The organism is Oscillospiraceae bacterium (assembly GCA_035380125.1).
Taxonomy (GTDB): Bacteria; Bacillota; Clostridia; order Oscillospirales; family JAKOTC01; genus DAOPZJ01.
The window spans coordinates 20,935-34,451 of sequence record DAOSWV010000030.1; the positions used below are offsets into that span (position 1 = coordinate 20,935).

Below are 13,517 nucleotides of genomic sequence, written 5' to 3' on the forward strand. Positions count from 1 at the left end.
TACAATAAAAGGGGAATATACAATCACGATAAATACAAAAAGACGTTCTGAGACGAACGTCCTTTCGGTTTTTATTATTTTATGAGCAGTTTTCTGGAGATTTGTAAACGGCCTTCAGTGCCGAAAGAAGATTTTCGGGGTACAAAATCGGCGATCAACAATTGGTAGGCACCGCGTTCCGCTTCGGCGAGGATCTTCCCGTTTTCGTTAATATAAACGGTAGGCGCTGTCTGATAGGGTTTGATATGATTCACGGAGAGAATCGGACAGGCGTTTTCACAGGCTCTTGTGACGAGGAGGGCTTTAATCAGCTCATAACGCCCTAGGTTATCCTCATTATTGGTATCGGAAAAAGCGACGATGTTGAGATCAGTTTCGGCTTTGAACAATTCTCTGAAATACTCCGGGAAACGGACTTCGAAACAGATTCTGACACCGATGCGGTAATTATCGATCTGGTAGACGCCGGCTGTTTGGCCCGGTATAAACTGGTCCTTGTCCCAGCCCCATAATGCCCGTTTATGATAAGGTTCCGATTGAGTGCCGTCCGGGGCGAAGACTAACATGCTGTTATGAAAATCTTTTCTGTCTTGCAAAACCATTCCACAGATGATATATAGATTATAATCGATTGCAAGGCGTCTGAGTTTTTCGATATGATGGTTTAAACGCGGGAAATCGATTGCCTGACAGGAGTCAATCTCCAGCGGCGGATAACCCGTCAGTGCGCATTCGGGAAAAACCAGCAGTCGAATGTTCTGGGCGATAGCCATTTTTACCGCATGCTCAATTATTTTGTAATTCTCACAGATGTCGCCGGTGACGGCGAATTGATAGGCGGCAATTTTCATTAAATAATCCCCCTTCAAAAAAAGTGTCGGCTGTGTCGACGTAATATTTGGGTTGTGGTGGGAAATGAGGTGTTTTTATTTGTCAAAACCGATACGTGTAGCAGATGAGCATCATTTAAATAGTAAATATCACTTGTTATGCCACTTTTGGGCAAGATATATATATAATTAAAAAAACACGCCGTAGCGTGTTTTGGAGCGGGAAACGGGGATCGAACCCGCGACATTCTGCTTGGGAAGCAGACGCTCTACCGCTGAACTATTCCCGCGAAAGCAAAAGTAATGTTAACATAAACACGATGTTTTGTCAATGAGGTACGATTTAAAAAATGCGTAAAAATATGTTAAATTATGCTTAACAGATATTGACATGGGTATATATGTATGGTATTATGTGGGCGGACGAAGGTTGATCCGTCTGAAGTCGCCGCTCCTCCGCGGCGCAAAACACAAAGGGCGCTCTTTGGAGCGCCCTTTGTGTTGTTTTATTGAATTTGATATTATTCGTCTTCATCCTCGTCTTCGCTCTTGTACTGGGCGATGACTTGCTGCGCGACGTTGGCGGGCGCTTCCTCGTAACGGTCGAAAGCAAATGTGAAACTGCCTCTTGCTTTGGTCATGGCGCGCAGAGAGATGCAGTAGTCGCTCATCTCAGCCATCGGGATATCGGCCTCGACTTTGGTGTAACCGGGTTCATCTTCCGCCGGACCCATGCCAAGCATTCTGCCGCGGCGTTTGTTAATATCGCCCATAATGTCGCCGACATTGGCCTCGGGGACCATGACGGACAGACGACCGACCGGTTCGAGCAGAACGGGTTTGGCCTTCGGAATACCGGTTTTAAATGCCAATTTTGCGGCGGAAACGAAAGCGATTTCCTTGGAGTCGACCGGGTGGGATTTGCCGTCGAACAGTGTAGCTTTGACGCCGATCAGCGGGAAGCCTGCCAAAACGCCTTTCAGAATGGCGTCTTTTGCACCTTTCAGAACAGCGGGGATGAATTCCTTCGGCACCGAGCCGCCGACAGTGGCGTTGACAAATTCGAATTCCTCACCGGTGGTCAGCGGTTCGAAGCGCATATTGACAACGCCGAACTGACCGGAACCACCGGACTGTTTCTTGTGTTTGCCTTCCGCTTCGGAGCGACCGCGGATGGTCTCACGGTAGGGCACTTTCGGGTCGATCAATTCGATGCCGACACCGAATTTGGCCTTGAGTTTGGAAGCGAGCACGTCGAGATGGCTTTCGCCGATACCGGACAGGATCTGCTGCTTGGTCTCGGTGTTGACCACGAAAGTGAAAGTCGGATCTTCGTCCTTGAGTTTAATCAAACCTGCGGAGACTTTCTCTTCGCTGCCTTTATCGGCGGCGACGACCGCCTTTGAAAGAGTCGGAGCCGGGAACTGCATCGGCGGGAACTTGACCTTGCGGCTTGCGTCGCAGAAGGTGTCGCCGGTGTTGGCGGAGGAAACTCTGGTGACCGCAACGATGTCGCCTGTTCCGGCACCTTCGATTTCGGTGCTCTTCTTACCCTTGACCAGCATGATATGACCGATGCGCTCGGAAGCGCCGTTGGTGGTATTGATCAGCGTATTATTGACTTTCATCGAACCCGCGATGATCTTAAAGAACGACAGTTTTCCGACAAACGGGTCGGCTATCGTCTTGAAGACATAGGCGCAAGTGGGCGCGGCGGGGTCGTATTCTACTTTAACTTCGCTATCATTGTCATCCAATACGGTTTCGGGACCGCGGGAGCCGGGGGCGGGCATATAGTCGCCGATATTGTCGAGGAGGCCGGCGATGGCTTCGAGCTGATAGGCCGAGCCGCAGAGGACGGGAAAAACTTTTCGGTCCGAGACGCCTTTACGCAGCGCGTCGAGGGTCTCCTGCTCGGTGAAGGGTTCTCCGGCAAAAAATTTATCCATCAGTTCGTCGCTCTGTTCGCAGATGGCTTCACGCATCATTTCGGTGAGTTCCGAGACCCGATCGGAGAGAGTGGCTGGAATATCGCTGACAGTGGGTTTACCTGCTTTGTCATAGGTCTTGAATTTGTTGCGAACCATATCGACATAGCCGCGTTTACTGCTGTCTTCGACGGGGATAAAGAGCGGGCAGACACCGCTGCCGAACTGATTGCGAAGTTCGTCGAAAGTGCCGTTGAAATCGGCGTTTTCTTCATCGAGCTTGGAGATGAAAAAGGCTGTCGGCAAGTCACGGTTTTTGGCATAACGGAAGCTCTTCTCGACGCCGACTTCGACACCGTCTTTGGCTGAGAGCACGATCAAAGCGCTGTCAGCGCCGTGCAGGCCCTGAATGACCTCGCCGGCAAAATCAAAATACCCGGGGGTGTCGATGGCATTGATTTTTATGTTTTTCCACTCGATCGGAAGAACCGTGGTGGAGATGGAGATTTTTCTGCGAATCTCCTCGGGGTCATAGTCGCTGACGGTATTGCCGTCGGCTACCTTGCCCATACGGTCGGTTCCGCCGGATAAAAAGAGCATCGCTTCAACCAACGAAGTTTTACCGCTTCCGCCATGGCCCATCAGGCAGACATTTCTGATGTCCTTGCATTCGTAGTTTTTCATCGAATTCTTGCCACTCCTTAAAAAATCATCTTGAACACAAAAAAGCGCGAACCATACTTATAAAGCGCGACGCTTTTATACACGCAAATTTCATTATAATATAAAATTCATTCAAAAACAAGATGTTTTTTTATGAATTTTCACAAAGGCAAGAGGTTAATTTTTCACAGTTTCATACCAGGCCAGCATCAAATCAACCATCCGGCCGTAACTCTTAACGCCGTCCTCTTGTCCTTGGGCCTGCAGATAAGTATTATTGACCGTGGTTGCTTTTTCGGCGACTTCGCCCTCGTACTGCGCCCAGTGTTCGCCGTACTGGCTGAAATCAGCCGCAAGTTCTTCGCAGTAAGTGGCGCGTAGTTCCTGATAGAGGGTCTTATTGCTTGCGTAGAGTTTATTCTGACAATACATCAGCGCCATCATATAGCTGCTGTATTGCACCAACGGGTCGTCGGATTGATGTGTGGTATAAAAAGCAAAGAAATTGGCCTCGTCCTCGGGGGCGATACCGTATCGGTGTGACATCTCGTGTGCCATTGTGAAAGGCAGGGCAGCGGAGGTGTTGTTTTTATTGACGTTGGATTCGCCCGTCAGGTAGACGAATACACCGGTTATCTGAGTATAAGAAAACGGTTCGGAGGCGATGATGTATTTGGCCCGGGTTTCGCTGCGTCCGGTGACGGTTGAGAAATCCACCGCAACCTGTTTGGCCGTCTCGGTGAAATCAATCTCCGGAATTTGTCCGTTTTCATCGCGTTCAACCTGCACAGCCAGTTCGTTGGCGTTATCGGCGAGGTAGGTGCAGAGTTCATAGAGTTCCTGGCTGCTGCGGGCCTTGACGTCGAGGCCCATTCTGTCAGCCAGCGGCGGTGCATAGTAGTTGAGTCCCCACAGCGCATAAAAAAGGAAGATGAGCCCTGCTGCCGTTACCGCCCAACCGGTGACGAATTTGATTAAGCTGTAAATGCGTCTCGGACCCGTAATTAAACGGAAAATCAACCGAATCAGCGAAAATAACAATCCGATCGCAATCAGATAAATGATGATTTCGACCACTGAGAACGGGACGATTCCGGTGATTTTGGAGAGAATATTTTCAGCCGTGCGTGAAAACGGCAGATATGTATCGGAAATGAAATCCGGGTTTGTTTTCCCGAGCCAGACAAGTGCAAACGTCAGTACGCCCAGGACGATGACAGCCATCAGATCCCGGAAAATACCGTTATAAGCTTTTGCTTTTTCGCCTGCCAACGCTCTTCACCGCCTTCCCGTATTTTCTGACAATATCGTATCATTTTCGGGGTAAAAAGTCAATTTGAAAAAGCAGGTTGGATATTTTTATGGCTTTATTTAACACAGGTGAACATGCCGGTCAGTTTCGGGATTTCGATATAACCTTTTTTGCGCCGGATTTTCTCGAAAAAGTCATATAATCCGGCGAGATCTTCTTTGGCATAGGAGGAAAACAGGACGGTCGATTCGAGCCAGTCGATCAAATCCTGTGTTTGGGTGATTTTCAGTGAATCGTGTTGTCGGTGTGAATCAACATGTTTGAAGCAGGGCTTTAATATCGCCTCTCCGTTTTCGAGTGTGAACGAATAGACGCCGGGGCGAAAGGCGCCAAGAGCCGGATTGAATTGATGCAGTGCGTCGTGCAGATATAAACGCATTCCCCCGTCACTCAAGGTTGAAGCATAAAAAGTCCCGCCGGGTTTTAAAACACGCCTTACCTCTGACAGGCCTTTTGAAAGATCGGGTACATGATAGAGCATATGATTGGCGATAACGAAATTATACGTTTCGTCAGCAAACGGGATATCCTGAATATCAATTTGCCTGATGGTGATATTTTTATGATCCGAGAATTTTTCCCGAACTGTCATCAGCATCCCCTCAGAGTAATCCGATAAAATGAGTTCGGTGTTTTTCGGCAGGCGGTCAATCCGGGCGGTCCAGAAATCCCCGGTTCCGCAGCCCAGTTCCAAGATACGACAGCCATCGAAGAAATGGTAATGCTCAAACAGCCAGTCGTGAAATGAAACCGGATTGGTACTGTATTTTTGATGCAGCGCGGCTCTTACGGAGAGGTTTTTGGAATCGGCGTATTGCCGCTGCACGGCTTCGCGGTCGGATACGATTGTCATATATATACTCCCTTCATATATTAAAACGGCTTTCCGCATTTGGGACAGAATTGAAAATCTTCCTCGGTCATATAACCGCAGTTTGCACAGCGGCGGACAGGCGGACGGTTCGTATGATGACAGTTGAAATGTAAATCACCGGGATTGATGAAAGTCACCGTTCCGGTTTCGACGGAATGACCGAGTTCGGGACTGAGTTCACAGGTATTGCCGCAGCAGGACATTTTGGCATAATAGTGCTTATCCCACTTGAAAAGGGAGATAAAAAACAACATAAAATAGCTGTAACGCATCCACACAGTGACATAGCCGAATTGTCCGCAGCATTGGCAGAGTACATTCTGATTAAAATTTAATTGCTTTTCGCCCTGACTGATACCGAAAATTAAAAACATAGTTGCTCCGCTGAAATATTGATGATTTAGTATAGCATTTTCTCCCTAAAAAATAAACGGGATATGGAAAAAAGAAAAACGGAAAGCGTTTGCTCCCCGTTGTTTTTATTGATGTTTCATATCAAATGCTGATCTTTACGATGTCTCCGTCGGCGGTCTCAACGTCCACAATCGTCATCGGGCCGAATTTTCTGCGGGTTTTTTTAACCGCTCGGATCAGCGCACGCAGCTGGTTGGGCGAAATTACATTTTCGGTTTTATTCGCCAGCAATTTACTGACGCCGGGCAGGGCGGCGGCTCCTGTCGGCACCCAGAAAGACATACGCACTCTGTGACCGTCACTTTTGGCGTTGATCTTCACTCTCATTGTTCAATCCAGACCTCTACAAAGTCGCCTTCGGCCGATTCGACCTCGACGAACTTGCCGATTACGCCGTTTTCGGCGGCCTCGATAATTCTGGCGATGTCGATATTCTGCATCCACTTTTCGCCGGTGACCGAGTCGAGATTGACGCCGGACTCGATGGCGGTTTTGAGGAATATCATCGGCAGATTGACGTTGACTTTGTCCCCTTTGGCCGACAGTACCTTGACGCGCAAAACGGCCTTTGTGGGATCCCCCCGTTCGTTTTTCGGAACCAGTTTGACTTTATCCGGTTCTTCTCCGCGCAGCAGTTCGTCGACCGTGACGTTAAAATAGTCGGCCAGACGCGGCAGCGCGGAGATGTCGGGGCAGGTAATGTCATTTTCCCATTTGCTCACGGCCTGTGCCGAGATGCCCATGTATTCGGCGAGTTCGTCCTGTGTGATGTCCTTGCGTTTGCGCAGACGCGCGATGCGGTTACCCAATGTCTCCATAATATCATTCCTTTCAAAATACGTGCGCATTTCGCGCTCGTTACAAAGAAAATGATACGGCCTTTCGGGCGAAAATAACAGCGACCGTTCGGTGATATTATAACTTATCGGTTGATAATCGGTCAACCAACGGTTGTAAAACGCGTTTTTGCATAGCTGGTACGGGCAGAAGGAGCCGGAATGATCTTATAGGTCGGTTTCAGATCTTCCGTTACCTGTGCGGTCAGCGGGATCAGTCGGCTGCCGATGATATTTTCATTGAAGTCTTCGGAATACGCGGCCAGTTTAAGCAGATGAGTCACAATCAGACCACGCGCCCCGGCATTCATCAGGGTACAGATGGTCTCGCCCATAATTTCAGCTGCGTCTCGGCTGGAGGTACCGGTTAAAGCTTCGTTGAAGGCAAAAAAAGCATTGCCGGTTTGCGCCTTTGCAACAGCTTCGGCAAGGCGGGTCAGTTCTTCGCCGAGCCGTCCGGCGCCGATTTTGCCGCTCTCTTCATCGGCAAAGACTGCGCTGATGGTGTCTGCGGCACCGATCGAGGCCGATCTTGCGGGGACGGGAAAACCGAGTTGATATAAAAGCTGCGCCGTCAACACCGCGACCAGATAGCGGGTTTTTCCTCCGGCGTTTGCACCTGTGACGATTCCGATTTCATTTTCTGTGACAAGGTCATTCGGAACGGCGGCATTCTTTCCGATTTTGTCGAGTAACAACGGGTCGTAGAGTTCCTGCGCTTCAAAAGCGTTTGTTTTTTCCTGCGGGAAACACCAGCCGATTCCCGCCTTTTCCCATTTGTGAATCAGGTTTACGGCCGCGAGATAGAACACCGCGCCCGCCGCATAAGGGGCTAGGACAGCGAGAATGCGCCGCATAAAGTTCTTTACATCGGTACGCAAATCAATGCTCGTATCTGTCAATACGCGGTTAAATCCCGCCGGGAAAGCGGCGATGTAATCCATGAAGTCTTTGTTTTCTCTGCGCATGGAAAGCCACAGGTTCTGCTGCCGACCGAGCATAATTTTATAATATCCGCTATGCAGCAAAAAATGCTGCAGAGATTTTTTGGGCTGTGGATCCGGTTTTTGATTGACCGACAGCAGTTTGCAGTTGCAAGGCAGCAGATTTTCATCCATGTTTAGCCCGACGGTATAACTTTTTGCGTTGCTGATGTCGTAATATGCTTTTTTCCAGATTTCCTTAAACCGATCGAGTGAAAGGTCATTGCGCAGCGTTTCAAGCTTCGTCTTAAAATTTTTCGCAAGCGGGCTCTGCGCGTTTTGCAGGGCGTGCAGAAAATTATCAATGGCGTCAAAGACAGCGGTGACGTGTCCGCAGGGATCGATGTTGGCAATGGCATCTCCGCCATCCTCAAATCGATTTCCGACATATTCCCGCCAACCGACATATTCATCGGAAAAACGTCTGAAACAACCTGTCAACTGTTTATTCTGAATCATTTCCCGAATCAATTCCTGCCGCATCCGAATGACCTCGGGATCGGCGCTGATAAGTTCTTCCAACATTTTATCTGTAAAAATCGCTCCGGTACTATGCTCGAAGAGGAGATGATAAAAATCCGAAAACGGCAGCTGTTTCAGACCGGATAAAACCGCCGGTTTGGGTGTGCAGTCTCCCCATAAAAAGTCGTTCATTTTTACGGCCGTCCTTTCGCAAGTTTGAGAATTATTCTCAAACCTTTTCGCTGAGTTTCTCGCCGAGTGTTCGGATAAAATCACTGTCGGCATACCGGATACCGATGCTGTGCGCCAATTCCACCGCATAGCTCTCACACTCGGGGGATACGGTCTGCACTTTGAAGGTATGGACGATACCGCCGTCGGGTTGGTGAAGGCTCTTCATGTACAAACTGCCGTAATCACCGTCGAGCAGAGAGAACAATTCATATAGATGGGTTACCATAATGCCGCTGCCGCCCGCCGCCGTGATCTTCTCGATCATGTCACAACAGATTTCGGCGCCCTCATCGGGGTTGGTGGAGGTCATCGGCTCGTTGAGCAGTACAAAAGTGCCGGGCTTAAGCTCTTGCATGATTTCGGCGAAGCGCTTGGCCTCGAGTTCCATCCGCGAAAGTTCGGCATTTTTGTCCTCGCCCGCAGAAAACAATGTTAAGATCGCAGGGACCGCCGGGAGCGCAATCTCCGCCGCCGGGACGTTCCAGCCCAGTTGGCCTAAAAACTGCGCTTGCGAGATACACAGCAGTAATTCGGTTTTTCCGGAGTGATTTGCGCCGGTCAGCACATAGAATTTCTTATCAAGTTTAAAGTCGTTGTCGATTACGGGATCGGGGGAGCCGAGTGCCAGCGCTGCAGAATAGAGCCGCTCAGCCGCGAAATGATCCGAAAACTGCGGTGTGGTGTGCCAAAATCCCCGTGCCGCAAGCCGCCGTTCAAACTCAATGCCGGCCAGCAGAAAAGCCACGCTGTCGGCACAGACGGCGAATTTCCAAATCGCTTCGATGTCATGGGCCTGTTCCATTACCGATTCAAAGGCCTCGATCTGCTTTTTATAACGGATCTTGAAATCGCGCAGGATGGCGCGTTCAAAGAAGGTGTCATATTTTCCGAAGCTGAACTTTTTCTCGCGCGAAAGTCCCGCGTCACCCGCATCGAGTCCCTCTTTATCGAATACCGAATAAGGTGAATAGGGCGTATCGCCGTGTTCGCCAAAGATGACTGCGGTTGTAACGACTTCGGGGTGTTCGAGGATATTGACACCGATGCGCATACGCCGCACATTCATCCAGGCGGTATCCAGCATGCTGACCGCTGTTAAAATTTCGTCGCATTTGCTTTCAGCTTTGATGGCTTTGAATTGTTTGATCAATTCCGTCAATTCCGGACAGAGGGTTTTTTCGGAAAGTGCGCTGAAAAATGCATCTGCAAGAGATGCAAACTGCTGCATGGTGCGGTATTCCCACAATTGCATACGCAATTCCACCAAGATGTGCTTACCCTTTTCAAAAGACTTTTTGATTTGAAGCATACCGTGCAGCAGCTGTCGAAAAGCCTCGAGAATCTCCGGGTCTTTGCGCAGGTCGGACATGATCCGGTGCCGTGCGTGCAGATCGTCGAGATCGGCTGTAAAAAAGCGGCATAACATACCGGCGTCAACCGGGTATTCACTGCCGGCGCAAATGTCAAACAGCAACGAGTCGATGCGCAGATTGTGCATGTCCAGTTCGCTGCCGATCCAGCAGGCGGGGTTGGGATTTTGTTCGAAAAACAGTTTCATGTCCGATTTTCCTCCTTTTATATTCAGGAAATAAAGCGTGAGACCACTGCCTTGGCGTGACTGGTTTCTGCTACAGGTGCCGGAATGATTTTGTAAAGCGGTTTGTCGCCGTCGGTTTGGGCGGTGAGTGTGACAAATGCACTGCCGCTCACTTGATTGAGAAAATCAAGCGCATGGGCAAGACCCAGCAGGTGAGTGACCACAAAGCCCATCGCCTCTGACTCTTTGAGAATACACAGCGTTTCGGCTAAAATGCGTTCGCCGTCACGGCTTGAAGTGCCGGTCAGCGGTTCGTTGAAACAGATGAGCGTGTTTCCCTCCTGTGCGGCTTTCAATCCGGCGGCTAGTTTTTTCAGTTCCTCACCCAGCCGTCCGGTGCCGATTAAGCCCTGTTCTTCGCTCGCGAAGACTGTGATGATACCATTGAACAAACCGAGTTTGGCCGACTTTGCCGGGATGGGAAAACCGAGTTGAAATAAGATTTGGCAAAGCGTCACCGAGGTAACGAACGCGGTCTTTCCGCCTCGATTTGCACCGGTTACAACCGCAATTTCACCGCTGAGAGCAATATCGTTTTCGATGGTGCCTTCAATGCCCTCATTTTCGGCAATGTAGGGATTAAACAGCCCTTTGATGTCGATTTCACCGGGTTTTCCGAATGCGGGAATGCAGAACGGAATGCCCTTTTCCCGCCAATAGAGCGCGACTTTCGCGGCGCAGAGATACGGGACGAATTCGGTGACGAGAGGTTCAAGTTCACCGATCAGCGAGGTGACAAAATACTTGATTCGGGCAGGAGCGTCAGAAGCGGAGCGGTCTCTTAAAAGCTGGCAGGCGACCGCTTTCAAAATATAATTTTTGCTGTAGAATTCCTCATCCATAATCTTTCCGAATTCGGCATCATAGTTTTGCATGATTGAATTGACTTTTGATCTGTTACCCATGGCTTCTTCGCTAAATATAAAATTTTCCCGCCTCGCCATAAATCGGTTATCATTTAGCTGGAATTGATCGATACCTTCCGTACGGGTAACAATAGTCGTATTCAGGTCTAATTCTTTAAAAGTTGCTTGCATACGATTTGACAGCGGCATTTTGATCTGCTCGATTTTATATGGCGTATTCTTTTTCGTGTATTCCCGTTCGCGCATGGCAAGCAGTTTATAATGCGTCGGCCAAAGAATATCGTCAAGATTAAAACCGAAGTCGCATGCACGCATATGTTCTTCGGGTACAAACGCTTGTTCCCAAGCGGTGATCATTTTTTCAACACAATGGCGCTCTGATAACGTCATCACACCCGCTTTAAAATTTTTTAGCCACGGGAATTTTTCGGCATATTCTGTGGTTTTTAAAAATCGGGCAAGCAGGCTGATTGCACCGTCGGCGTCGTTAAACGGTTCAAGATTGAGTCGGAAATCGCCGCAGTCGTGATTGGGCATATCGTCAAAAGAAGACTTGAACTGCATGATTGCCTCCGAGATAAAACGGAGGTCTTCGAATAACTCGGGGGTTTTAAGCAGGTCACGCAGGATGTCCTGACGGCGCTTGAGCTCAACCGGTTCATCCGTCATCCGCAAAAACAGTTTTTCGGGCTCGAAAAATTGTTCATAACCGGGACAGATGTTTTTGAAATAGGAAGACCTGAAGATATTTTTGTCCGTCAATATCCGCATTTTTACACCTCTCTGTGCCGTTTGCCAAATAATACCTCTGAAATGTGAGAATTACATGAAATTAATTTGTTGAATTATACATAACGTCATACACGACAGCTCTGGCGTGGCTGGTTTCGGCTGCGGGAGCCGGGATGATTTTATAAAGCGGCTTATCGCCGTCGGTTTGGGCGGTGAGTGTGACAAATGCACTGCCGCTCACTTGATTGAGAAAATCAAGCGCATGGGCAAGACCCAGCAGGTGAGTGACCACAAAGCCCATCGCCTCTGACTCTTTGAGAATACACAGCGTTTCGGCTAAAATGCGTTCGCCGTCACGGCTTGAAGTGCCGGTCAGCGGTTCGTTGAAACAGATGAGCGTGTTTCCCTCCTGTGCGGCTTTCAATCCGGCGGCTAGTTTTTTCAGTTCCTCACCCAGCCGTCCGGTGCCGATTAAGCCCTGTTCTTCGCCCGCGAAGACTGTGATGATACCATTAAACAAACCGAGTTTGGCCGACTTTGCCGGAATGGGAAAACCGAGTTGAAATAAGATTTGGCAAAGCGTCACTGAGGTGACAAACGCGGTCTTTCCGCCTCGATTTGCACCGGTTACAACCGCAATTTCGCCGCTGAGAGCAATATCGTTTTCGATGGTGGTTTCAATGCCCTCATTTTCGACAATGTAGGGATTAAACAACCCTTTGATGTCGATTTCACCGGGTTTTCCGAATTCGGGGATACAAAAGGGAATGCCTTTTTCGCGCCAATAAAGAGCGATTTTGGCGGCGCAGAGATACGGGACGAATTCGTTTATGATCGATTCGAGTTCGGCGATCAATGCTGTTGCAAAGAGCTTGACGCGAAAAGGGGCGTCGGAGACAGCGTGTTCTTCAAGATAATTAGCGGCATATACTTTTAATATATAACTTTGGCTATAGTCACTTTTGCTGTGAGTCCACCAAACCGGAGCGTGGTTGATTCCTCTTATCGAACCGATAACGCCTACATGAGCACGATCAACGAACGGTATTTTTATTTGTTCAATCCGATAGGAGCAGTTTCTTCTCGTGTATTCCTGTGCGCGCATGGAGAGTAGTTTGTATTGTTTGGGCCAGAGAATATCGTCAAGGCTGAAACCGAAATCGCAGGCGTGCATGTTTTCTTCAGGCACAAACGTCTGTTTCCAGGCTGCGATCATCTTTTCAGCGCTGTATTTTTGCGCGAGTTCTCCGACGCTTTTACTGAAGCTGACCAACCAGGGATATTGTCCGGTGTATTCCGCAGATTTCAAAAACCGATCCAGTAATTCGATAACGCCGCAGGCAGCGTCGAAGTACTCGAGGTTGAGGCGGAAATCGCCGCGGTCGTGATCGGGCATTCCATCAAACGTGGCTTTATAGAGCTTGACCGTGTCTGAGAGGGAACAGAGGTCACCAAACAATTTCGAATTGTCCAGAAGATCACGCAGGATGTCCTGACGGCGTTTGATCTCGGCGGGATCGTCGGTCAGCCGCGAAAACAGCTTTTCGGGTTCCAAAAACTGTTCATAACAGGGACAGATGTTTTTGAAATAGGAGGACCTGAAGATATTTTCGTCCGTTAATATCCGCATTTTTAATACCTCTTCGGGCTGTTTCCCAAATAATACCGCTTTTGTGTGAGAATTATGTGAATTGCAAATCCAATTATATACCCGATCTCAAAAATAAGGCGAAAATGCTTCACGAGAGGTCGAATTTTCAGCGCGAACGGTTAAAATTCAAGGGTG

General features: G+C 49.0%; 11 protein-coding genes and 1 tRNA gene. All 12 read right to left on the reverse strand.

Annotation, left to right across the window (positions count from 1 at the left end; translation table 11 throughout):
* Positions 1–74 precede the first annotated feature (74 nt).
* Entirely contained in the window at positions 75–851 is a 777-nt protein-coding gene (locus tag PK629_11235; GenBank protein HOP12054.1) for a carbon-nitrogen hydrolase family protein, read from the reverse strand.
* 194 nt (positions 852–1,045) lie between these two features.
* A tRNA-Gly gene (locus PK629_11240) sits at positions 1,046–1,120 on the reverse strand.
* A gap of 231 nt (positions 1,121–1,351) precedes the next feature.
* On the reverse strand, positions 1,352–3,442 hold the full coding sequence (gene fusA, locus PK629_11245) for an elongation factor G (protein HOP12055.1): 2,091 nt from the start codon (positions 3,440–3,442) through the stop codon (positions 1,352–1,354).
* 156 nt (positions 3,443–3,598) lie between these two features.
* Positions 3,599–4,693, reverse strand: coding sequence for a DUF3810 domain-containing protein (locus PK629_11250; GenBank protein HOP12056.1), 1,095 nt, complete (start codon positions 4,691–4,693; stop codon positions 3,599–3,601).
* 95 nt (positions 4,694–4,788) lie between these two features.
* Entirely contained in the window at positions 4,789–5,586 is a 798-nt protein-coding gene (locus tag PK629_11255) for a class I SAM-dependent methyltransferase (protein HOP12057.1), read from the reverse strand.
* A gap of 20 nt (positions 5,587–5,606) precedes the next feature.
* Positions 5,607–5,981: a zinc ribbon domain-containing protein gene (locus PK629_11260; GenBank protein HOP12058.1), complete on the reverse strand. Its 375-nt coding sequence runs from the start codon at positions 5,979–5,981 to the stop codon at positions 5,607–5,609.
* 121 nt (positions 5,982–6,102) lie between these two features.
* Positions 6,103–6,348, reverse strand: coding sequence for a hypothetical protein (locus PK629_11265; GenBank protein HOP12059.1), 246 nt, complete (start codon positions 6,346–6,348; stop codon positions 6,103–6,105).
* Positions 6,345–6,839 carry a helix-turn-helix transcriptional regulator gene (locus PK629_11270; protein ID HOP12060.1) on the reverse strand — a complete coding sequence of 165 codons (495 nt, stop codon included), beginning with the start codon at positions 6,837–6,839 and terminating at the stop codon, positions 6,345–6,347. Before PK629_11270 ends, PK629_11265 begins: the two co-directional genes overlap by 4 nt.
* 122 nt (positions 6,840–6,961) lie before the next feature.
* Entirely contained in the window at positions 6,962–8,494 is a 1,533-nt protein-coding gene (locus tag PK629_11275) for a hypothetical protein (GenBank protein ID HOP12061.1), read from the reverse strand.
* A 37-nt stretch (positions 8,495–8,531) separates the two neighbouring features.
* Positions 8,532–10,094 (reverse strand): hypothetical protein, encoded by a 1,563-nt coding sequence (locus tag PK629_11280; protein ID HOP12062.1) that lies wholly within the window; start codon positions 10,092–10,094, stop codon positions 8,532–8,534.
* Positions 10,095–10,117: 23 nt separating this feature from the next.
* Positions 10,118–11,770, reverse strand: coding sequence for a hypothetical protein (locus tag PK629_11285; GenBank protein ID HOP12063.1), 1,653 nt, complete (start codon positions 11,768–11,770; stop codon positions 10,118–10,120).
* A gap of 61 nt (positions 11,771–11,831) precedes the next feature.
* Positions 11,832–13,361 (reverse strand): hypothetical protein, encoded by a 1,530-nt coding sequence (locus tag PK629_11290; GenBank protein HOP12064.1) that lies wholly within the window; start codon positions 13,359–13,361, stop codon positions 11,832–11,834.
* Positions 13,362–13,517: the final 156 nt, after the last annotated feature.